Annotated in this window: 16 protein-coding genes and 3 pseudogenes; 10 read left to right on the top strand and 9 right to left on the bottom strand. The window is 70.5% G+C overall.

Annotation, left to right across the window (positions count from 1 at the left end):
• Positions 1-97: 97 nt before the first annotated feature.
• Positions 98-1,783 (bottom strand): serine/threonine-protein kinase, encoded by a 1,686-nt coding sequence (locus ACZ4YL_RS00425; RefSeq protein WP_468113022.1) that lies wholly within the window; start codon positions 1,781-1,783, stop codon positions 98-100.
• A 115-nt stretch (positions 1,784-1,898) separates the two neighbouring features.
• Between ACZ4YL_RS00425 and ACZ4YL_RS00430 the strand changes: the two genes are divergently transcribed.
• On the top strand, positions 1,899-2,504 hold the full coding sequence (locus ACZ4YL_RS00430) for a TetR/AcrR family transcriptional regulator (protein WP_468113023.1): 606 nt from the start codon (positions 1,899-1,901) through the stop codon (positions 2,502-2,504).
• Positions 2,505-2,684: 180 nt separating this feature from the next.
• Positions 2,685-3,848 (top strand): agmatine deiminase family protein, encoded by a 1,164-nt coding sequence (locus tag ACZ4YL_RS00435; RefSeq protein WP_468113024.1) that lies wholly within the window; start codon positions 2,685-2,687, stop codon positions 3,846-3,848.
• A gap of 209 nt (positions 3,849-4,057) precedes the next feature.
• Here the strand turns inward: ACZ4YL_RS00435 and ACZ4YL_RS00440 are convergent, their stop codons facing one another.
• Together ACZ4YL_RS00440 and ACZ4YL_RS00445 are read right to left on the bottom strand one after the other, a co-directional pair.
• Entirely contained in the window at positions 4,058-4,687 is a 630-nt protein-coding gene (locus tag ACZ4YL_RS00440) for a GNAT family N-acetyltransferase (RefSeq protein WP_468113025.1), read from the bottom strand.
• Positions 4,688-4,810: 123 nt separating this feature from the next.
• Positions 4,811-6,118, bottom strand: a complete 1,308-nt coding sequence (locus ACZ4YL_RS00445) for a DUF5933 domain-containing protein (protein ID WP_468113457.1) — start codon at positions 6,116-6,118, stop codon at positions 4,811-4,813.
• A 404-nt stretch (positions 6,119-6,522) separates the two neighbouring features.
• Between ACZ4YL_RS00445 and ACZ4YL_RS00450 the strand changes: the two genes are divergently transcribed.
• Positions 6,523-8,010, top strand: coding sequence for a SulP family inorganic anion transporter (locus tag ACZ4YL_RS00450; RefSeq protein ID WP_468113026.1), 1,488 nt, complete (start codon positions 6,523-6,525; stop codon positions 8,008-8,010).
• Positions 8,011-8,061: 51 nt separating this feature from the next.
• Here ACZ4YL_RS00450 and ACZ4YL_RS00455 read toward each other — a convergent pair whose 3' ends face one another.
• From ACZ4YL_RS00455 to ACZ4YL_RS00470, 4 genes are all read right to left on the bottom strand, one after another.
• Entirely contained in the window at positions 8,062-9,585 is a 1,524-nt protein-coding gene (locus ACZ4YL_RS00455; protein WP_468113027.1) for a flotillin family protein, read from the bottom strand.
• Between the two features lie 187 nt (positions 9,586-9,772).
• On the bottom strand, positions 9,773-10,282 hold the full coding sequence (locus tag ACZ4YL_RS00460) for a hypothetical protein (RefSeq protein WP_468113028.1): 510 nt from the start codon (positions 10,280-10,282) through the stop codon (positions 9,773-9,775).
• A 150-nt stretch (positions 10,283-10,432) separates the two neighbouring features.
• Positions 10,433-11,482 carry a PucR family transcriptional regulator gene (locus ACZ4YL_RS00465; protein ID WP_468113029.1) on the bottom strand — a complete coding sequence of 350 codons (1,050 nt, stop codon included), beginning with the start codon at positions 11,480-11,482 and terminating at the stop codon, positions 10,433-10,435.
• Positions 11,483-11,603: 121 nt separating this feature from the next.
• Positions 11,604-12,161 (bottom strand): TetR/AcrR family transcriptional regulator C-terminal domain-containing protein, encoded by a 558-nt coding sequence (locus tag ACZ4YL_RS00470; protein WP_468113030.1) that lies wholly within the window; start codon positions 12,159-12,161, stop codon positions 11,604-11,606.
• On the opposite strand from ACZ4YL_RS00470, the pseudogene ACZ4YL_RS00475 reads away from it, so the two are divergent.
• Both ACZ4YL_RS00475 and ACZ4YL_RS00480 read left to right on the top strand, forming a co-directional pair.
• A pseudogene (locus ACZ4YL_RS00475) lies at positions 12,148-13,126 on the top strand (ABC transporter ATP-binding protein); the annotation flags it as partial. The gene ACZ4YL_RS00470 and the pseudogene ACZ4YL_RS00475 overlap by 14 nt on opposite strands.
• Positions 13,123-14,838 carry an ABC transporter ATP-binding protein gene (locus ACZ4YL_RS00480; RefSeq protein WP_468113031.1) on the top strand — a complete coding sequence of 572 codons (1,716 nt, stop codon included), beginning with the start codon at positions 13,123-13,125 and terminating at the stop codon, positions 14,836-14,838. The pseudogene ACZ4YL_RS00475 and the gene ACZ4YL_RS00480, both read left to right, overlap by 4 nt.
• A 10-nt stretch (positions 14,839-14,848) precedes the next feature.
• Here ACZ4YL_RS00480 and ACZ4YL_RS00485 read toward each other — a convergent pair whose 3' ends face one another.
• A complete protein-coding gene (locus ACZ4YL_RS00485) occupies positions 14,849-15,184 on the bottom strand; it encodes a hypothetical protein (protein ID WP_468113032.1) in 336 nt (111 codons plus the stop codon).
• 377 nt (positions 15,185-15,561) lie between these two features.
• On the opposite strand from ACZ4YL_RS00485, the gene ACZ4YL_RS00490 reads away from it, so the two are divergent.
• From ACZ4YL_RS00490 to ACZ4YL_RS00500, 3 genes and pseudogenes are all read left to right on the top strand, one after another.
• On the top strand, positions 15,562-16,146 hold the full coding sequence (locus tag ACZ4YL_RS00490; protein ID WP_468113033.1) for a DinB family protein: 585 nt from the start codon (positions 15,562-15,564) through the stop codon (positions 16,144-16,146).
• A gap of 45 nt (positions 16,147-16,191) precedes the next feature.
• A pseudogene (locus ACZ4YL_RS00495) lies at positions 16,192-16,886 on the top strand (IS5 family transposase).
• Between the two features lie 163 nt (positions 16,887-17,049).
• The gene (locus ACZ4YL_RS00500; protein WP_468113034.1) at positions 17,050-17,331 is read left to right on the top strand and encodes a hypothetical protein; all 282 of its coding nucleotides are present in this window, start codon (positions 17,050-17,052) and stop codon (positions 17,329-17,331) included.
• Positions 17,332-17,434: 103 nt separating this feature from the next.
• Here ACZ4YL_RS00500 and ACZ4YL_RS00505 read toward each other — a convergent pair.
• Positions 17,435-17,850, bottom strand: a pseudogene (locus ACZ4YL_RS00505) (transposase); the annotation flags it as partial.
• Between the two features lie 445 nt (positions 17,851-18,295).
• Between ACZ4YL_RS00505 and ACZ4YL_RS00510 the strand changes: the two are divergent.
• A complete protein-coding gene (locus ACZ4YL_RS00510; protein ID WP_468113458.1) occupies positions 18,296-19,477 on the top strand; it encodes a MalY/PatB family protein in 1,182 nt (393 codons plus the stop codon).
• Between the two features lie 378 nt (positions 19,478-19,855).
• Positions 19,856-21,115, top strand: a complete 1,260-nt coding sequence (locus ACZ4YL_RS00515) for a cytochrome P450 family protein (protein ID WP_468113035.1) — start codon at positions 19,856-19,858, stop codon at positions 21,113-21,115.
• Positions 21,116-21,118: the final 3 nt, after the last annotated feature.

Here is a 21,118-nt window from a genome sequence, read left to right on the forward strand (position 1 = left end):
AGGGGCGGGATGAACGGCATCCTCGCCTTAACTGAAAATTCAGTCAACCTTTGCCGCGTGTCACCCCGGCGCGCAGGCCCGGGTCCGCTTCCGGGGATCAGCTCGTACGGAAGTGGTCGACGGCGATCGTCACGGCCCCTGCGGAGGTCGCCTCGACGAGCCGTACGATCGTGACTTCCCGCTGGTCAGGGCTTCGTACACAGAAGGGGCGCTCGTTCGTGAGCGTCCTGAAGGGCAAGGTCGTCACGGGCCGGGTCTCGATGCCCCGCGCACAGTCGTCCGGGGTCAGCTCTCCGCTTCCGTCGGCGACGAAGGCGTCGGACTCCTCGGAGAGCAGGAAGGCGTCGGAGCCGCGGGCGAGGTACCAGGCGGCCGTCTCGACGGGAACCACCTTCCCGGCGCGCAGGTCGAACTCGTAACCGGAATCCGGGGCGGTGAGCTCGGCCTGCGAGTACCCCGGCACGTACGCGGAGGCCGTCGACCGGGGCGGGCCGGCGGTGGGTTCCGCGGCGGGGGTCTCGCCCTCCTCCGGGGAGAAGCCGAACCAGTAGGCGCCGCCTCCGCAGGCCAGCAGGGCCGCGGCGGCCAGGGCGACCACGGGCAGCCGGCTCCGGTCGCGCCGCCGGTCACGGCGCGCCGGGGGCACGGGGGCCGCCGGGGCCGGGGCCGGGATCGGAGCCGGGTCCGGGGCCGCCGCCGCCTGTTTCGGGCTCGGGCTCGGGCCCGGGGCGTACGGCATGGTCCCGCCCGGCCCGGGGGCGGGGTACGCGGCCGCCGCCATGGTCGCCTGGAGGTGCTCCGGTACGGGCGGTACCGGCCGGCCGGACCCTGCGGACGGGCCGGACCCCGCCCCCGGGCCGGCCGGGCCGGCGTCCGACCGGACCCCGACCTCCTCCAGCACCGGCCGGGGCAGCCAGCCGTCGTTGAACTCCGGCTGCGGACCCACCAGGGGGTGCGCGTGGACGGCCGCGATCAGGTCGGCGGTCGTGGGGCGGTCCTGCGGAGACTTGGCCAGGCACCACGACAGCAGGTCGTGCAGCTCGCGGGGAATCCGGCCGAGGTCCGGGTGCTCGTGGACCACCCGGTACAGGGCGCCGGACTCCGGCCCGTTCCCGAAGGGCGGGACCCCGCCCGCCACGAACCCGGCGAGTGCCCCGAGCGCGAACACGTCGATCGCCGGCGTCACCGGGTGGCCCAGCGCCTGCTCCGGCGCCATGAAGGCGGCGGTGCCGATCCGAAGGCCGGCGCCGGTCAGGGCGGCGGCATCGGCGGCGCGCGCGATACCGAAGTCGATCACCCGCGGCCCGTCCCCCGCGACGAGCACGTTCGCCGGTTTGAGGTCCCGGTGGACGACGCCCACCCGGTGGATCTCCTGGAGGGCCTCGGCGATGCCGGCGACGAGCAGCAGCACCGTACGGACCGGCAGCGGTCCGTGCCGCTGCACGACCTGCTGCAGCGAGGGGCCGGGCACGTAGGCCGTGGCCAGCCACGGTGTGTGGTCGTCCTCGCCCGAGTCGACGACTTGCGCCGTGAAGAGGCCGTGGATCCGGCGGGCGCTCGCCACCTCCTGGGCGAAGCGCTCGCGGAACTCCGGGTCCGCGGCGAACTCCCGCCGGACGGCCTTCAGCGCGATGGGCCGGCCGCCCGGCGTGTACGCCAGGTAGACCACCCCCATGCCGCCGGAGCCGAGCCGGGCATGGAGGCGGTAGCCACCGATCTCGTGGGGGTCGTCGGCGGACAGGGCCGTGAGGGCGGACTGTACGCCGGGAAGCTGAGCGAACATGCGGTGGCTCTTTCAACGATGCGGCAATGACCTGGGGCGCATCGTGCCGCTAACTAAAGTTTCAGTCAATGTGTGACAATGCGAGACGCACACCGCCAGAAGGGAGGATCACCCGGTGTCGGATCGAAGAAGGGCCATCCTGGAGGGCGCCGCGCGGGTCATCGCCAGGCGCGGGGTCCGCGGGCTGCGGGTGAGCGACCTGGCGGCCGAAGCCGGCGTGTCGACCGCCTTGATCTACTACCACTTCAAGGACCGGACCGGCATCCTGCGGCACGCCCTGGCCTTCATCGGCGACCGGGCCGACCGCTACACGGGCGCCGCCGGCGAGGTGGGCGCCGCACCCTCCGCCACGGACCCGCGCCGGCTCCTGGAGCGGATCCTGCTGCTCGAATTCCAGGACCTGCCCGAGGTGCGCGAGAACAGTACGGCCTGGGGGGAGCTGCGGGCCCATACGATCTTCGACCCGGAGCTGCGCGACGAGCTCACCGCGGCCGGCGCGGACTGGGCGGAGGAGGTCGCCGGCCTGCTGACCGCCGTATGTCCGGCCGCGCCGGGCGCCGCCGTCACCGCCGCCGCCGAGCGGCTGACCGCCCTCCTGGAGGGCCTGAGCAGCCGCTGGCTGAGCGGCCTGCTGCCCGTGGGGCACGCCCGTGACCTGATGCGCGGGGCGATCGGGGTCGAGATCGGCCGGCTCGGTTCCCTCACCACGCAAATTGACTGAAATTCCAGTCAGTGCAACAGTGGACGACATCCGGCCGCATCACTTTCCTGTGCGTACCGGATGTTCTCGGTGCAAAGCGCGCACCCTTTGGATAGGGCCCGGCCCGCGGTCTGTGCCCGCCTCCCGTGCCCGCCCTGGCCGGACACCCCTCGCTCCGCCAGCACACGATCGGAGTCCCCCGTGTCGTTCACTCCCCCCACCCGCCGGTCCGTCCTCCGTACCTTCGCCGGGATCGGCGCCGCCGTCTTCGGTGCGGCGGCCTGCGGTCCCGCCGAGTCCGGAACCCGGCCCGGCGCCGCGGGCTCGGGCTCCCCTCAGCCCACCGCGGACGGAAAGCGCCGGTTCGGCGCCGAGTGGGAGAGCCACACCCGCACGTTCATGTCCTGGCCGGCCCTCGCCTCGGTCTGGGAGCGGGACCTGCCCTACGTACGCGAGGACATCGCGCGGATCGCCCGGGCCGTCGGCGGCTACGAAGAAGTGGTCATGATGGCCCGGCCGGACCAGGCGGACGCGGCCCAGAAGGCCTGCGGCTCCCAGGTCGAGGTGATCCCCCTGGCCGTCGACGACCTGTGGGCCCGCGACACCGTCCCGGTGTTCGTCGAGGAGGGCGCCGAGGTCGTCGGCGTCGACTTCAACTTCAACGGCTGGGGCAACAAGCAGGAGCACACGAACGACGCCCAGGTCGGGCGCCTGCTGCTGCAGAAGTACCGGATCCCCAGGGTCCAGGCCCCGCTCGTCGCCGAGGGCGGTTCCTTCGAGACCGACGGCGAGGGCACCCTGATGGTCACCGAGAGCTCGATCGTCAACGACAACCGCAACAAGGGGAAGTCCCGGGACACCATCGAGGCCGAGCTCAAGCAGACCCTGGGTGTCCAGAAGGTCATCTGGCTGGCCGGCGTACGCGGCGAGGACATCACCGACGCGCACGTGGACAGCCTCGTACGCTTCACCGCCCCCGGTGTGGTCCTCCTGGACCGCGCCCACCCCAGCACCCCGCCGGACTCCTGGTCCCGCTCCGCCGACCAGGCGAAGTCCGTCCTGTCGAAGGCGACGGACGCCCGCGGCCGCCGTTTCGAGGTCATCGACCTGCCGCAGCCCGACCTGAACCGGATCACGGGCGAGGGGGACGACTTCGTCTCCACCTACGCCAACTTCTACGTCGCCAACGACTCGGTGTTCATGCCCCAGTTCGGGGACCGCAAGGCGGACGACCGCGCCCGCGGCATCCTGCGGGAGCACTTCCCCAAGCGGGACGTCGTCATGGTGAAGATCGACACCATCGCCTCGGGCGGCGGCGGCATCCACTGCTCGACCCACGACCAGCCCGGCAAGCCCGCCGCCTGATCCGCCCCGCGCACGCCCCGCACCCCGCACCACCGGAGCCACCGCGTCGAACTCCCACCGCCCGCACGACCCGCGCGCCGCGTCCCGCCGCTGAACCCCCGGCCGCGGCGCCGGCGCCCACGGACGCACCGTAGGGGTCCGTGAAGTCCCGGACGGACGTCGTCGCACTCACCCCCCGGCGCTCACCCCCGGCACTCGCGCTCCGGCGCTCATCCTCCGGGACGGGCCGCGGGGCGGCCGGCCCGGCGTGCCTCCAGCGCGCGCTTCGCTTCCGGCCATTCCGGCCGGGTGATGCTGTACACCGCCGTGTCGCGGATCCAGCCGTCCCGCATCACCATGTGGTGGCGCAGCACGCCCTCGTGCGTCGCGCCCAGCCCGGCGATCGCCGCCCGTGACTTCGTGTTCCGTACGTCCGTCAGCAGCTCGACCCGGTTCATCCCCAGCGCCTCGAAGGCATGCGTCAGCATCAGCAGCTTCGCCTCGGTGTTCACACCGGTCCGCTGACGGGACTCCGCGAGGAAGGTCCAGCCGATCTCCAGCCGCCGCTGCGCGGTGTTGATCACCATCAGCCGGGTAGAGCCGAGGACCTGCCCCGTCGCCGCGTCCACCGTCGCGTACGGGATCTGCGTGCCCTCGGCACGGGCCGCCATCGCCTCTTCGATGAAACCGCGGACGTCGTCCGGGTGCGGTACGAGCGTCACGGCGAGCTCCCACAGGCTGCCGTCGCGAACCGCCGCGCACAGCCCGTCGTGGTGCCGCGGCTCCAGCGGCTCCAGCCGGACCCGCTCCCCCACGAGTACCGCCGGCTCCACCGCTGCCGGCGCCTTCGCCTGTTCCATGTCTGGCCTGCCCGTCCCCCGCGTCCAACACGACAGGGCGACCCTACGCCGCGCCGATCATCGGCCCCACCGGAATTCGCCTGGCGGGACGGCGCGGTCGGCCGGTCACGGCACCGGGCGCACTCACACCAGTTCGGGCTGCGGTTCGCGTCGCGGTTCCGGCACCCGCACCGCCGCCGCCGCGGTCTCACGTTCCCACATCCTGGTGATCCGTACGTAGCCGTAGATCACCGAGCCCATCGCGAGGAGGAGGAGCGGCCCGAACACCCACGGGTACGTCGCCAGCTGCATCGACAGATAGCGGTACGAGGCCAGGTACGCGACGAACACCGCCGCGCCATAGCCGGTCAGCAGGACCCCGGGCCGGTCCCAGCCGCGGGCGAGCGAGCGCAGCCCCGTCTCGATCGTGACCGTGAACACCACGCCGGCGATGATGTCCGCGCCGTAGTGGTAGCCGAAGCCGAGCGTGGCGCCGAGCGTGGCGATCAGCCAGAACGCGCCCGCGTAGCGCAGCGCCCGTGGGGCCTTTCGGGAATGGATGAAGATCGCGGTGGCCCACGCCGTGTGCAGGCTGGGCATGCAGTTGCGCGGGGTGAACTCGTCGAAGGGCATCGGGCCGGGGGCACCGACCGGCGGCGGCGTGTTCGGCCACAGGTCGGCCACCGCCCAGTGCGCGCCGTCGGCGCCGTAGGCGAAGATCGGCCCGACCACCGGGAAGATCATGTAGATGCCCGGCCCGAGCAGACCGATGACCAGGAAGGTGCGCACCAGGTGGTGGCTCGGGAAGCGGCGCAGGGCCGCCACGTGGCGCAGCTGGTACAGCGCGACGGCGACCGCGGCCACCGCGAGCTGGATGTAGACGAATTCGAGGACGCGGAAGCCGACCGTTCCGGTGGCCTCGACGATCCGGCCCGCCAGCCACGACGGGTTGCCCAGCGCGTGATCGGCGGTCGCCACGTACTGGTCGAGCACCATCGGGCGGGACTTCGAGGTGATGAGCAGCCAGGTGTAGCCGGTCTTGCGGCCGGCCACCAGCAGCAGCGCCAGTCCCACGCCCTTCAGCAGCAGGAGACGCTCACGGCCGGTGCGGCGCGTGACGGCGATGACGGCCCAGGCCAAGGTCACCAGCAACGCGCCGTTGCCGAACATCATCTGGGCGCCGACCAGCCACCGCACGAGCCAGAAGACGAGGTCGATGCCGATCGCGGCGGCGAGCCCGATGAAGCGCTGTCGCCAGGTGAGCACCACCATCATCAGCGCCATGCTGGCGTACAGCACCGTCCCCGACTGGGGGGCGAAGATCACCTCTCGCGTCTGGACGGTGATCGGACCCGGCACGCCGTACCGGCGCGCGGCCAGCTCCAGTGCGACGAGGAATCCGAGGCCGATCACACCCACCGCGGCCCACAGCGCGACCCGTGGTCGGGGCAGCGCGGCGGACCTGGCGCCGTCGCCTATTCGAGAAAGAACCCGCGATATCGTAGATGTCAATTTCCGGCCGCTTATCGTGGTCCAACGTGAACATTGTCAGGTCGAACATGTTAACGGAGTGGGCAGGTTTGATTGAGCGTGGGTGTACCGAACGGTTCACCCCGGGTACCTGCCCCGGCCGGCGTGGCCTGACCGGAAATTCGGCTCCGCCAGGTATCGGAGGTCCCGAGAGGGAGATGCCTTCCTTCCCGGCCCGAATGCCACTGGTGGGTCGGGGAACATCGGCGCGGCACCGAGCGGCACGGGACCGCGCTGTACCTTGGGTCGTTCCGTCCCCCGTACGCCCGCCCGCCGGTTGGCGGTGTGCCCGCCTGACAGGTCTGTTCCCCTTGCCTCACTCCGCTGTGTCCACGTCCGCGCGGCTGCGCCACTTCCGCCCGTCCTGGCTTTCGCCGAAGGTGCTGCGCACCGAGGTGCTGGGCGGTCTGGTGGTCGCTCTGGCGCTGATCCCGGAGGCGATCTCGTTTTCGATCATCGCCGGGGTGGATCCGGCGATCGGCCTGTTCGCCTCTTTCACCATGGCCGTCACCATCGCCGTCGTCGGCGGGCGTCCCGCGATGATCTCCGCTGCCACCGGTGCGGTGGCCCTGGTCATCGCCCCTCTGAACCGGGAGCACGGGTTCGGGTACCTGGTGGCCGCGGTCATCCTGGCCGGGGTGTTCCAGATCGCGCTCGGCGCGCTGGGGGTGGGCAAGCTGATGCGGTTCATCCCTCGCTCGGTGATGGTCGGCTTCGTCAACTCGCTCGCCATCCTGGTCTTCATGGCCCAGGTGCCGGAGCTGCGGAACGTGCCGTGGGCCGTCTACCCACTGCTGGCGGCCGGACTGGCGCTCATGGTGCTGTTCCCGAGGATCACCACCGCGGTTCCGGCCCCGCTGGTGGCGATCGTGATCCTCACGGTGATCACCGTCGCCGCGGGCATCGCGGTACCGACCGTCGGGGACAAGGGCGCGCTGCCCTCCTCGCTCCCCGAGCCCGGGCTGCCCGACGTGCCGTTCACGCTCGACACGCTGGCCACGGTCGCCCCGTACGCCTTCGCCATGGCACTCGTCGGGCTGATGGAGTCCCTGATGACGGCGAAGCTGGTCGACGAGATCACCGACACCCGGTCCTCCAAGACCCGGGAGTCCATCGGGCAGGGCATCGCGAACATCGTCACCGGATTCCTCGGCGGCATGGGCGGCTGCGCGATGATCGGCCAGACCATGATCAACGTGAAGGTCTCCGGCGCCCGGACCCGGCTCTCCACGTTCCTCGCGGGCGTGTTCCTGATGGTGTTGTGCATCGTCTTCGGCCCGGTCGTCTCCGACATCCCGATGGCCGCCCTGGTCGCCGTCATGGTCATGGTCTGCCTCGCGACCTTCGACTGGCATTCCATCGCACCCGCAACGCTCAGACGCATGCCGGCGGGCGAGATCACCGTCATGGCGGTGACCGTGGTCTGCGTGGTCGCCACCCACAATCTCGCCGTGGGCGTCGTGGCGGGATCCGTCACAGCGGTGGTCATCTTCGCCAGGCGTGTCGCCACGCTCGCCGATGTCACCACGGTCACCGACCAGGACGGCAGCCGGGTCGTCTACACCATCACCGGCGAGCTGTTCTTCGCCTTCTCCAATGAGCTCGTGGGCCGCTTCGACTACACCGGCGACCCCGACGAGGTCGTCATCGACCTGTCCGCCGCGCACATCTGGGACGCCTCCTCGGTCGCCGCGCTCGATGCGATCGAGCACCGGTACGCACAGCGCGGCAAGAGCGTCCGGATCACGGGCCTGAACGAGCGCAGCGCCCGATTGCACAAGACCCTGAGCGGCGAACTCGCCGCCACCGGCTGACGGGGATCTCGGGGATTCGGACGATGCGCCCGGTGGCGACGGCACCGGACGTCAGCCGTTGATCGCGATCTTGCCGTTGACCGGGGCGGTTTCGGGGGTCGTCGCCGGCCTGGTCGCGGTGAGGCCCTTGAGGAGCTGGGCGAGGTCGACGCCCGTGGTGGCGCCGAGCAGCTCCATGCCCTGGGCGACGTTCTCGGCGACGGTGCGGGACAGCTTGTTCGCGCCGTCGGTGGAGATGACGGTCATCTTGTCGATGGCGCTGAGCGGTTCGGCCGCCTTGCCGACCACCTGCGGGAGCACCTCGACCAGCATCTGGACCATCGCCGCATCGCCGTAGCTCTCGAAGGCGTCGGCCTTCTTCTGCATCGCCTCGGCCTCGGCCGCGCCCTTGACGGCGATCGCCGCCGCTTCCGCCTCGCCCTCCAGGCGTACCGCGTCGGCGACGGCCGCACGGCGGGCGAGCTCCGCCTCACCGCGCTTGGCGCCCTCGATGGCCTCGGCCTCGGCGAGGGCGGAGCGGCGCTGCTTCTCGCCCTCACCCGTCAGGCGGGCCCGCTCGGCCTCCGCCTGGGCGGCGGCGATGGCGGCAAGGCGCTCGGCCTCGGCCTGCTTGACCCGGGCCACCCGCAGCGCCTCGGCCTCCTGCTCCGCCTGGTAGCGGCGGGCATCGGCGGGCTTGCGGACCTCGGTGTCGAGCTGTCGGTCGGTCAGCGCGGCCTGCCGCTCGGCCACCTTTTCCTGCTCGGCCAGGATCTGCTGCTGCCGGTCGGCGTCGGCCAGCGGTCCGGCGGCGTTCGCCTGGGCAGCGGCGGCATCGGTCTCGGCCTTGATCTCGGCCTGGCGCAGGTACAGCGTGCGCTCCGCGACCGCGATCTCCTCCTCGGCCTTCAGCCGTGCCTGTTCGGCGGCCCGGCGGGCGTTGGCCTCGGCGATGTCGGCCTCCTGCTTGGCGCGGGCGGCCTCGGGGCGGCCGAGATCCTCCAGGTAGGAGCCCTCGGTGGTGATGTCCTGGATCTGGAAGGCGTCCAGGACGAGGCCCTGGCCGGAAAGGCTGGCCTCGGCCTCCTCCGCGACCTGCCCGGCGAAGGCGGCCCGGTCGCGGATGATGTCCTCGACCGACATCCGGCCGACGATGGCCCGCAGCGCGCCGGACAGCACCTCCTGGGTGAAGCCGACGATGCCGTCCTGCTGCTGGAGGAAACGCTGGGCGGCGGCCCGGATGGCGTCCTCGTTGCCGCCGACCTTGACGATCGCCACGCCTTCGAGGTTCGCCTTGATGCCGCGCAGGGTGACCGCTCCGCGGACGGCTATGGGGATGTGCCGGCTGGACAGGTCGAGGGTGTAGCGCTGCTGGACGAAGGGCACGACGAACACTCCGCCGCCGACCACGACCTTCTGGCCGCTGGTGTCGGTGAAGACCTGTCCGGTGGCCGGATCGGTGGACTTCTTGCCGCGCCGGCCGGTGATGAGGAACGCCTCGCTGGGACCGGCGACCTTGTAGCGGGTGACGACGACCAGTGCGAGCAGCACGAGGAGTACGACCACTCCCACGACCGGAACGACGACTGAACTCATGGTGGATCCCCCCTGCCCGCTCTCGCGGGGGCAGATCGGTGGTGGATGAGGAGGTGAAGCGCTCGGGTCAGCGCTCGGGCCGGCGCTCGGGCCGGCGCTCGGGCCGGCGCTCGGTTCCGCGCTCGGGTCAGCGTTCGGGTCGGCGCTCGGGCCGGCGCTCGGTTCCGCGCTCGGGTCGGCGCTCGGGTCAGCGTTCGACGGCGCGCACGCCGACCGACGTGGATGAGGGCGTCGCCGTCACCCACACCTCGGCGCCGAGGGCCACCGGGCCGTCGGCGGTCGCGGCGTACTTGACCGGCTGGCCGCCCAGTCTCAGCAGGACCTCGCCGTACCCGTCCGCCGGAATGGCGGTGACCACGGTCCCGGCCGACCCGACGAGCTCGCCGTGGCGCGGGGCGGCCCCGCCGGCGTCCCGGGCGAGGGCCCGGCTCAGCCGGTACGTCGACCAGCCGGCCCCGGCACCGGCCGCTGCCCCGGCGGCGGCTGCCGCTCCCGGCCCGAGACCCGTGGTCCCGAGCACGATCGCCCCCGTGAACCCGAGCATCGAGACGAAGCCCGCGACCACCGGGAGCGACAGCCACCCGTCGAGCAATCCGTCCAGGGCACCGTCGAAGACACCTTCGAGGACCCCGTCGAACACCAGCGAGCCGGCCAGCAGGACGATTCCCCCGATGCCGAGACCCAGAAACAAGTCCATGAGCACCTCCCCGCTCGGCCGGTATTTCCGCCGGACAACGGCATCGTGCCAGTGCGCGAAGGTGCCGTACATTGCCTGCCTTCGGCAATCTTTACGACTCTTTGACGCCGCGGTACGGCAGGGTGTCCGGCAGTCGGAGACGCCGGCGGGTCACGCCGTGGCGCCGGGCCAGCCCAGCAGCCGTGATCCGATCACCGCAGTCTGGAGTGTGTAACGGTCAGCCGGGTCCGCCGGGTCCGCACCGGTGAGGCTGTGGATGCGCCCCAGCCGGTATGTCAGGGCGCGCACGCTCAGCGACAGGCGCCGGGCGGTCTCCGTCGCCACACAGCCGCTGTCGAAATAGGCGGTGAGGGTGTCCACGAGGGGCTGAGGGCCGCCGCGCGCCTGGTGGAGCGGGCCCAGGACACTCTCCACGAGGTCGGTCATGGCCTGCCGGTCGCGGCTGAGGACCGGGTAGACCAGGAGGTCGGAGGCGTACAGCAGCGGCCCCTCCAACCCCATCCGCTCGGCGATGTCCAGGGCGTTGAGGGCCTCTTCGTACGAGTGGACGACCCCGCCCGGGCCCGGGTGGGAGCGGCCGACGGCGACCCGCCCGCCGTCGGTCGCCGCGTGCGCCTGCTTGGCGAAGTAGGCCAGGACATCGGGCTGGTCGCCGGGCGCCACGCAGATGAGGCTGCCGTCCTTGGTGGCCAGCAGGATCTGCCGCTTTCCGAATCGGCCGAGGACCGCCTCCTCGATACGGCGCGCCACGGGGTAGCCGTCGCCGTAGGGCTCGTGGCCGGTCGCCACGGCCACCGCGTGGGCCTGTGACAGGCGCAGCCCGAACCGTTCGGCCCGCTCCGCCAGCAGGCCCAGCCCACTGCGCCCGTGCAGCAGGTCGTCGATGAACTCGCGCCGGGCCGCCTCCTCCTGACGGACCGCCTGGCGCTGGGACCGCTCGTACCCCTCGACGAAGGCGTCCACCGCCTGCTCGACAGCGGCCAGCAGCGGCGCCGGCGATCGCGTCAGGACGCTCTGGGCGGCGGCCAGATGGTCCCGTATGAGTCCGCGCAGCGGCAGACCCGCCTCCGCCGCCCGCTGCCCCTCGGCACGGCGGGACTCGACCTCGGCACGGGTGAGGCGACGCCCCGTGGCACACGCGTCCCGCAGTATGCCTGCATACCCGCCGAGACGATCCTCCGGCGCTTCCCGGTCCGCCACGTTCCTCCCCCGATCCCGACGCGCACCCTCACCCGTCCTCGACTGGGGACCAGGGTGACACGTGCGTCAGGGCGCGGCGGCACCAGCACCTGCGGGTGTCCGCGCGGCCTCCGGTCCGGTCTCAGCCGACACCGCGGGGGGTGGCTTGTGCGAGCAGCCCGTCGACGAACGTGCGGAGTCCCCGGGGGTAGATGTCCCGTGCGGCCAGCGCGGCCCATCGGACGCCGATGGCGGCCAGGTGGGGCACCTGGGACGGATCCAGGTCGTCGCGGTAGGCGAAGGGCCGGCCTTCGTCCCGCCGGCGGGCGGAGTGGGCGCGGACGAGGACCTCGCCCACGGTGTAGTACCAGATGCTGCGGAAGAGGTCGACGGCCTGTCCGGGCGTGCATCCGTAGGCGTCGGCGCCGGCCACGATGGCTTCGACCATCCACATCGCCGATTCGTCGAGGAGACCGACGAAACCGTCGGCCGAGAGAACCTCCGCGGCCCATGGCCAGGCCGCTTGGGCGTCGTGCATCGCGGTGGCGGCCGTGACGATGCGCTCCCGTGGGTCATCGGGCAGTTGGGGGCGTCCGATCTGCTCGATGTGCTGGTTGAGCAGGAGGAGCAGAAGATCCTCCTTGTTCCGGATGTGGTGGTACAGGGTCGTCGCCCCGATGCCGATCTCGGCTCTGATCACCACCGGTGGCATGGGTCCGGCCGACCTGCTGCCCTTCCTGCTGCTCGGACCGGGACTGACCGCTCCCGTGGCGGCCCTCGGCCACGGGTTCGACGACATACAGGCCGCCCGGCGCGCGCTCGGCCGGATCCGGGAGGTGCTCACGGTGCGGTCGCTGCCGGAGCCAGCGCACCCGGCCGCCCCACAGGGTCACCGGGTGGAACTGCGTGACGTTCGGTTCGGCTATGAAGCCGATCACGAGGTCCTGCGCGGGGTCGACCTGGTGCTCGAACCGGGGACGACCACCGCGATGGTCGGGCCGTCGGGAAGCGGAAAGTCCACGCTGGTCCAGCTGTTACCGCGGTTCTTCGACCCGACCCACGGTTCGGTCACCCTGGGCGGTGTCGATCTGCGCGAGCTCGGCAGCCGGGAGCTCCACCGGAAGGTCTCCTTCGTCTTCCAGGACGTCCGGCTGCTGCGCACGTCGGTCGCGGACAACATCGCGCTGGCGGTACCGCACGCCGACCCCGACGACGTGGCGCGCCGCCCGGCTGGCGAACATTCACGATCGCATTCTCGAGCTGCCCCGCGGATACGAGTCGGTGACCGGTGAAGACGCCGGCCTGTCGGGTGGCGAGGCACAGCGGATCGCGCTCGCACGCGCACTGCTCGCCGACACGCCGGTTCTCCTACTCGACGAGGCAACCGCCTTCGCGGACCCGCAGACCGAACAGGCGGTGCGCCGGGCACTGGCCACGCTGGAGGGTGACCGGACGATCCTGGTCATCGCCCATCGCCTGGAGACGATCGCCGACGCCCACACCGTCGTGATGCTGGACAACGGGTCGGTCGTCGAACGCGGGAAGCCGGCCGAACTGCTGGCACGGCAGGGAAGATTCGCCGCGTTCCGGCAAGCCCAGCGGTCGGCGATCGCCGACCGCACCGAAGCCCACGGTGGCGTATCGCAAGGAGGCGAGCCCCGATGATTCGCATGCTGCTGCGCGTGCTGGGACACGAATACGCCCGGCCGGTGCGTCGCACCGTGGCCCTGATGACGACGACCGCCCTGGTCGAGGGTGTGTCCTGCGCAATGCTGGTACCTGTGCTGCGGGCCCTGTTCGGGAGCACGCCCGAGGGCGCCTGGCCCCGGCTGACCGCCTTCGGGGCCGCGGTCGCCGTCTATGCCGTGCTCCGCTACGCAAGCGACCGGTCGGGTTTCCATGCCGGGACCACGCTGTTGCGCGGCACGTACCAGCGTCTCGGCGACCATCTGGCCCGGGTTCCCGTCGGCTGGTACGACGCCGGCCGCCTCGGGGAGGTGTCCGTCCTGGCCGGCCGCGGCGTCCTCCAGGCCATGAGCGTCATCGCGCATCTGCTGGCACCGTTCATCTCCGCCTGCGTGACCCCCCTGACGATCGTTGCCGTCATGCTGGCCTTCAACTGGCAGATGGGCCTGGCCGCGTTGGCCGCCGTACCGGTCGTGGCGGCGATGCAGACATGGACGGGACGCTCGATGGCCGCCACGGACGCCGAGCGCCACGAACGCGACCACGAAGCCACCGGGAGAGTCGTCGAATACCTGCAGGCCCAGCCGGTGTTGCGCGCCGGTGGCCGGAGCGACGAACGCTTCCGGGTGCTCGACGACTCGTTGCGAGAAGTCCGGCGCGCCTCCCGCCGGACTGCGCTGACGGCCCTGCCCGGCGTGGTCGGTCTGGCACTCACGGTGCAGACGGTGTCCACCGTCGTGTTGGCCCTGGGCGCCTGCCTCGCGCTCGACGGGAGCATCGGTACGGCCGAGGTCTTGGCGATGCTCGTCCTGGCCGCCCGCTGCGCGGATCCGCTGCTGTCGCTGTCGGACATCGGGGGCCGACTCCGCGGCGCACGGTACGAACTGGCGCGTCTCGACGCGTTATTGCGCACCGAGCCGCTGCCGGAACCGGCCGAACCGATCCAGCCGGTGCGCCATGACCTGGAGTTCGAGCGCGTCGCCTTCCGGCACGGCGACCGCACGGTGATCGACAACGCGTCGTTGTCCGTGCCGGAGGGGCAGCGGATCGCCATCGTGGGACCGTCGGGCGCGGGCAAGAGCACCTTGCTGCAACTGCTCGCCCGGTTCTACGACGTGGACGCCGGCGCGGTACGCGTGGGAGGTGTGGACGTGCGCGCGATCGACACGGAGGTGCTGATGGCGCAGATCGCCATCGTCTTCCAGGACGTCTACCTCTTCGACGGCACGATCGAGGAGAACATACGCCTCGGCCGTCCCGACGCCGACGAAGCCGAAGTGCGGGCGGCAGCCTCCGCGGCGCGGCTGGACGAGGTGATCGAGCGGCTGCCCGGCGGATGGGCGACGCATGTCGGCGAGGGCGGCGCAAGGCTGTCGGGCGGTGAACGCCAGCGCGTCTCGATCGCGCGAGCGCTGCTGAAGAACGCGCCCATCGTGCTGCTGGACGAGGTGACCTCGGCGCTGGACCCGGTGAACGAGGCAGCCGTCCACGAGGGCATCGAACACCTGATGGCCGGCCGGACGGTGGTGATGGTCGCGCACCGGATGCGGACCGTCCGACGCGCCGATCGCATCGTCTTCCTGGACCGCGGCCGGATCACGGAAGAAGGCAGCCACGACGCACTGCTGCGCCGTGGCGGCCGCTACGCCGATTTCTGGAATGCTTCCCTCGCACCGGCGCCGAGTGAATGAACCGTGGCTTTCATTCATTTTTGATCGGTACGGTGATGTTCCTGTTGCGGATCACCACTCGTTCCTTTTTGTCATCGATGGGGAACTCTTCCTTGACCGGCGTCGTCGTGATGACTTGAGGAACTCGCCCGTCGGGTGCGTGTTCCACCAGTTCCAGATGAAGTTCTTCAGGAACCGGAACAATCGGTGGGGACGCGAGTTCCAGAGTCAGTTCGAAGCCCTCGGTGTTGCATGCACACGTGCCCTCCACCGTGACCCGGCGTTCACCCTTGCTGTTCCGATACGCCGTAGCGGTGAAGTCTCCACCCTGAGCTTCGCAGGCGAAGCCGTTTGCAGACTTGGACATTCGGACTCCCTCGACGTCTCATTTCGTGACGGTTCACACAGCGGATTCAGTATCGGGGCGTTCACCGGATGCCACAATCGGAGGGAAGGCATTCATCCATCCGGCTGCACATATGGTGTGGAAGTCTTCGGACTGCGGTAAGAGATCCACCAGGTCTGCGACGAAGTGCGACAAGTCGGCCCCGGAGAACGCACGAAAGCCCTGTCTCACCGAAGTGAGACAGGGCTCCGGGATGCGACTACGAGGCGAACCTCCGGCTCGTTGGATCTTCGTGGAGGTCGGGGTGGCGGCCACGGCCAGGCCTCGGCTCTGACGGTCGTTGCGGACCACGTACGGGATCTTGAGACCACGAGCAGCCCATGGCAGGCTCATGCCGCATGATCGATGAATTCGCGAAAGACAACCTGCACGGGAGACTGCGGCGGGACCGCGAGGCGCTGCTCTGGAAACTCGACGGCTTGTCCGAATACGACGCCCGCCGACCTCTGACAGCAACCGGGACCAACCTCCTCGGCCTGGTCAAACACGTGGCCACCGTCGAGGCCAGGTACTTCGGCGAGGTCTTCGGCCGCCCTTCCCCGGAACCGCTGCCCCGGTGGCAGGACTCCAACGGCATTGATCTGTGGGCGACCGAGGACGAGACCCGCGACCAGATCATCGGGTTCTACCGGCGCACGTGGGAACACTCGGACGCGACGATCAAGGAGCTTCCCCTCGACGCCCCCGGCCACGTGCCGTGGTGGCCGGGGCCTCATGCCGACACGAACCTGTTCGCCGTCATGGTCCACGTCCTCGGCGAGTCCATCCGGCATGCCGGGCACGCCGATATCCTGCGCGAGGGCCTCGACGGCCGGACCGGGTTGCGCGCCGAACACGAGAAGCAGATCGACGAGGAAGCCCGTGCAGCCCACTGCGCGAAGATCGAGCGGGCCGCCAGGTCGGCCGCGCCAATCAAGGCCTAGAGGTTGTCTCACGTGACGTGATGTCCGTGCGGCATGATGCCGGTGGTGGGTGCTGATCCATCGAAGCGTCTGGTTCCTGATGAACTCTGGCAGCCGGCCGCCCCGTTGCCGCCGGCGTTCGGCGCGTCGCCCGCCACCGCGCATCGCCGCTTCACGGTACGGACCGAGGCTGGCCTGCGGCGTCGGCTGCACCGGGCGGTGCCGGACGAACCCGGGGCCCGGGGCGAGGCGGACTGGACCTCGGCGACCGTCGACGCGGCCTCCGTTCGCGCCAAAAGAGGGGATCGCTGACCGGGCCGAACCCGGTCGATCGTGGCAAGAAGGGCAGCAAGCTGCACGTGTTGTCCGATGCCCAGGGCATCCCGCTCGCCGTCGCCGTGTCCGGCGCGAACACGCACGACAGCCTCGCCCTCAAACCGCTCATCCGCGGCATGCCCGCCGTCCGGTCCCGCCGGGGACCACGGCGGCGCCGACCCGTCAAACTCCGCGCGGTCAAGGCGTACTTCTCCGCCGAACACCTGGCCTGGATGCGCGAGCGCGGGCTCGTCGCGCGCATCGCGCGGCCCGACATCGAGTCCGGCGAACGCCTCGGTCGGCACCGCCGGAAGATCGAACGGTCGATCGCCTGGCTCTTCGACTACCGCCGCCTCACCGTCCGATACGAACGAAAGGGCTCGCACTTCCTCGGCCTGGCCGCCGCCCTGACCTGCTACAAGAAGCTCGCGAAACTTGCCACGTGAGACACCCTCTTAGTGCTTAGTTCAACAGTCCGAACGAGGAATTTCTGACGGTAGAGCCAGGCAGACCTCGCCGAGATGTGCGTTCGGTTCTGTCGTGTAAGTCTGGAAGTGACGCGCTGTAACTTCGCGGGGTGCTCTAAGGCAAGCAGTACGACTGCCGTCAATGGCACTGGAGGAAGCGATGCTCGAGAGCAGCGACATCAAGTCAATCCAGACAATACGGGCCTGGACCGGTCTTATCGTCGTCCTTGTCGGCGATACCGCTATAGCGGTCGCCGCAATTCTGGTTGCATTGCACCTAAAGATGGGCACCGAGGCGGCAGCCATCCTCACCAGCGCATTCACGGCGATCGCCTCAATAACCACGGCATACTTTGGGATCAGGGCGGCCGCCAATACAGCGCAAAGCGCTGTGGCGGGGGCAAAGGAGAAGAAAGACCAGTAGCAGCGTCCGGTCGGGCGAAAGGGGTGGCGAGCGGGGATGGGGGAATCCGGTTCAGGCGCGAATGCTTGAAAGGCGGCGACTCGCGCGATTACACCTCTACGTGAACAGAGTAGGGCCAGCCGGGGACCATCTGGTGCCTGCCCCGGCCCCGGCCGAAGGTGTGACAGAAGGAGCGGTCCGATCAGGTATCGGCATCCGGCCGAAGCCACGGGGACACGTCCACTGCCAGCACCAGGCGCCCGTCGGCGGCAACGGCATGTCGGCCAGGGCCCGCCGCAGCTGGGCGACATCGATCCGGCCCCGGTTGATCCCGGAGTGCAAGGCCCCGTGCCCGCGTCGGTGTTCCGGCGCCAGCGCCAGGTCCACCAGGGTCCGGACCGGTCCATCGGTGCACAGCAGCGCGTCACACACGTCGAACAGGGCATCCGCCCGCGACGTCAGGCACGCGTACAACTCAGACCGGAACTCCGACAACTTCGACAAGGCGTCTCGTTGGACGCTGTGCTCGACCAGTCCCACGATCCCGGCCTCCGTACTGCGCTGTCGCTCAGCACAGGATCGACCCACGGTCCCTCACACGGCTGGTGAACTGGGAAAACACCGAACAAGTTCGACCCTCGTTCGACGCCGGACCATAGACGACAAGGTCAGAGCATGCCGCCGAAGAAGCCCTGGCCACATCCCTGCCGCAATCACGCACCAGGTTTCGGTGGGCCGCGCGCTGATCACTCTACGTCCGACAGGGTGAAACCAGCGTCTGAGGGCTGGAGCTGTGTTGTGACGGCCGGACCCATGGGTCATGGTGGCCGCGTGCACCCACCGTGACTTGGCTTGGGAGTACGAGACACACGGCCAGCACCGGACATCATCGCCAACGGAGGAAGCGGTGGGCCGCCCCGCCATCCATCCCGATAATCCGAATAACCCGGAAAGAGGGTTGGTTCCGGACGCCCCCGCGGACCGCATGCCACACACTTACTCCCCAGCCCTCACCCCAGCCGTTCCCCTGCCCTGGCCCTCCCTTGACGAACTGCGTCTGCGGACGAGCATCAAATGGCGAGCTCATCCGCCGGACGTGCTCCCGCTGTGGGTGGCCGAGATGGACACACACATGGCTCAGCCGGTGGAGCAGGCCCTGACTGATGCGATCGCGCGCGGCGACACCGGATATGCGGCGGGCACCGCGTATGCGGAGGCGCTGGACGCCTTCGCCCGCGAACGGTGGCAGTGGTCAGGCGTGGAGGTCGGCCGCACTGCCGTCGTCCCGGACGTGATGATCGGCGCCGTCGAGTTGTTCAGGCTGGTGACCGGCCCGGGTGACGCTGTGGTGATCAACCCTCCCGTGTACCCGCCGTTCTACGGCTTCGTCCGTAACGCGGGCCGCACAGTGGTCGAAGCGCCGCTCGGCCCCGGTCACCGCCTGAACCCCGCCGCGCTGGAGACCGCCTTCCGGAGTGCCACCGAGGGCGGGCGGCGGGCGGTGTTCCTGCTGTGCAGCCCGCACAATCCCACCGGGACGGTGCACACCCGGGACGAACTGGCCATGGTGGCACGGCTCGCGAACCGGCACGGCGTGCGGGTCGTCTCCGACGAGATCCACGCGCCGGTGACGCTGTCGGGCGCCCGCCACGTCCCGTACCTGTCCGTCCCTGGCACCGAGAGGGCCTTCGCGCTGTACTCGGCCTCCAAGGGATGGAATCTTGCCGGGCTTAAGGCCGCGCTCGCCCTGGCCGGTCCCGAAGCGGCCGGGGAACTGGCCCGGATGCCCCCTGAGGTCGGTCACGGTCCCAGCCATCTGGGCGTCATCGCGCACAGTGCCGCGTTCCAGCACGGTGGCCCCTGGCTGGACACTGTGCTCGCCGCGCTCGAGGCCAATGGCCAGCACCTCGGCGAACTGTTGGAACGGCACTCGCCTGGCATCCGGTACCGGCGGCCGCAGGGCAGCTACATGGCCTGGCTGGACTGTCGGGCGGTGGACGGGCTAGGGACCGACCCCGCCACGGCATTCCTGGAACGGGGCCGGGTGGCGCTGGCCGACGGAAGGCTTTTCGGCCCGGGCGGCGCCGGTCATGTCCGGCTCACCCTGGCCACCTCGCCCGCCATCCTGACCGAGGCGGTCCACCGCATGGCAAAGGCCCTGACCTGAGCCCCGGCCAACTCCAGCCCGGAAGGCGCCGCCGGCCACCTCCGCGCGGTGGTGTCCCGGCCGGGCCGCGGTGCCCGGGATCCGCTTCACCCGTGGGACGCGCCGCAGCGTATGGTCCGAGTCCGCCGGGTCAGCGCCGTGGCACCGACCTCGGACGCAAGGGGGCCGGACACGCGTACGAGTAGGACCGGTTGATGCGTTCGCATGGGTGAAGTCGAGGTCTTTTTCTCCTGCAAGCGGGGGAATCACGCTCGGCCCGAGCAGAGGGAATGCCAAGATCGGCCCGCGCCCGGCCGTACTGGTCTCCACCACGGAAGGCGGTGGCGCCGGTGCCACCATCGGCCCCTCCTGCCCGCACTCACGCCGAGGTCGCCAGCCATGCCCTCCACACTTCCGCAGCCGCCTCGCTGTCCCTACCCCATCGACGGGAACGCCGTGGACATCCACGGCGAGGCGGCCGCGTTGCGCGCGCTCGGCCCCGCCGCCCGTGTCGAACTGCCCGGCGGGGTGCCCGCTTGGTCGGTGACCGATCCGCACCTCATCCGGCGGCTGCTCGTCCACCCTCAGATCTCCAAGGACGCTCAGCGGCACTGGCCCGCCTACATCGACGGCACGCTGCCGGACGACTGGCCACTGCTGCTCTGGGTCACCGCCCGCAATATCCACACCGCTTACGGCTCCGAGCACACCCGGCTCCGCAAACCGCTGGTGCGAGCCTTCAGCACCCATCAAATCCGCGCCCTCGCTCCGCGCATCGCACGTTTCACCGCCGAGTTGCTGGACGGCCTGGGCGCGACGGCGGCCGCCTCCCCGGACGGGGTGGTGGACCTGCGTGAGCACTTCGCCGCCCCGCTGCCGTGGCTGGTGGTCACCGCGCTGCTGGGAGTGCCCGAGCCGATGCACGAGGCGCTCCGGGAGGTCACCGACACCGCCTTCGCCACCAACATGGGCCCCGAACGCACTGCCGCCATCCACGCCGAGGCCGCCCAGCTACTGGCCCAACTGGTCGCGGCCAAGACCGGCCGGCCGGCCGAAGACGCGGTCGGCACACTGATCAATGCCCATCACGAGGGCTCGCTCACCGAACGCGAACTCGCCGACAGCATCTGGATGCTGATCGGCGCAGGCTACGGCACCACGGTCAACCTGCTGGACCACGCCGCGGTCAACCTACTTACCCACCCAAACCAACTGGGCCTGCTCGTCTCGGGCCAGGCCGACTGGGACCGCGCGATCGAGGAGACTCTGCGTCACCAGGCACCGGTGGCCAGCTTCATCCTTCGCTTCCCCGTCGACGACGTCCACGACGAGCCGAGCGGCCTGACCTTCGCCCGGGGCGAGGCGCTGGTCGTCAACTACGCGGCCGCCGGCCGCGACCAGGGTGTACACGGTGCCGACGCCGACCGCTTCGACATCACCAGGCCCTCCGTCCGCCGGCACGTGTCCTTCGGACACGGCGCGCACTACTGCCTGGGCGCCGAACTCGCTCGCCTGGAAGGCCGGATCGCGCTCCCCGCACTGTTCACCCGCTACCCCGACCTGGAGCTCGCCGTCCCGCCGGACCGTCTGGCCGCGCTGCCCTCCTTCATCTCCAACGGACACCAGGAGATCCCGGTGCGGCTCACACGGGCCACGTGAACG

The sequence above is a fragment of the Streptomyces sp. NPDC030021 genome (assembly GCF_055574035.1).

Coding starts and splice junctions, on each gene's coding strand:
- ACZ4YL_RS00510 (WP_468113458.1), top strand. CDS start 18,296: ATGCCACACACTTACTCCCCAGCCCTCACCCCAGCCGTTCCCCTGCCC.
- ACZ4YL_RS00460 (WP_468113028.1), bottom strand. CDS start 10,282: ATGGACTTGTTTCTGGGTCTCGGCATCGGGGGAATCGTCCTGCTGGCC.
- ACZ4YL_RS00480 (WP_468113031.1), top strand. CDS start 13,123: ATGATTCGCATGCTGCTGCGCGTGCTGGGACACGAATACGCCCGGCCG.
- ACZ4YL_RS00515 (WP_468113035.1), top strand. CDS start 19,856: ATGCCCTCCACACTTCCGCAGCCGCCTCGCTGTCCCTACCCCATCGAC.
- ACZ4YL_RS00485 (WP_468113032.1), bottom strand. CDS start 15,184: ATGTCCAAGTCTGCAAACGGCTTCGCCTGCGAAGCTCAGGGTGGAGAC.
- ACZ4YL_RS00455 (WP_468113027.1), bottom strand. CDS start 9,585: ATGAGTTCAGTCGTCGTTCCGGTCGTGGGAGTGGTCGTACTCCTCGTG.
- ACZ4YL_RS00425 (WP_468113022.1), bottom strand. CDS start 1,783: ATGTTCGCTCAGCTTCCCGGCGTACAGTCCGCCCTCACGGCCCTGTCC.
- ACZ4YL_RS00440 (WP_468113025.1), bottom strand. CDS start 4,687: ATGGAACAGGCGAAGGCGCCGGCAGCGGTGGAGCCGGCGGTACTCGTG.
- ACZ4YL_RS00500 (WP_468113034.1), top strand. CDS start 17,050: ATGGCACTGGAGGAAGCGATGCTCGAGAGCAGCGACATCAAGTCAATC.
- ACZ4YL_RS00490 (WP_468113033.1), top strand. CDS start 15,562: ATGATCGATGAATTCGCGAAAGACAACCTGCACGGGAGACTGCGGCGG.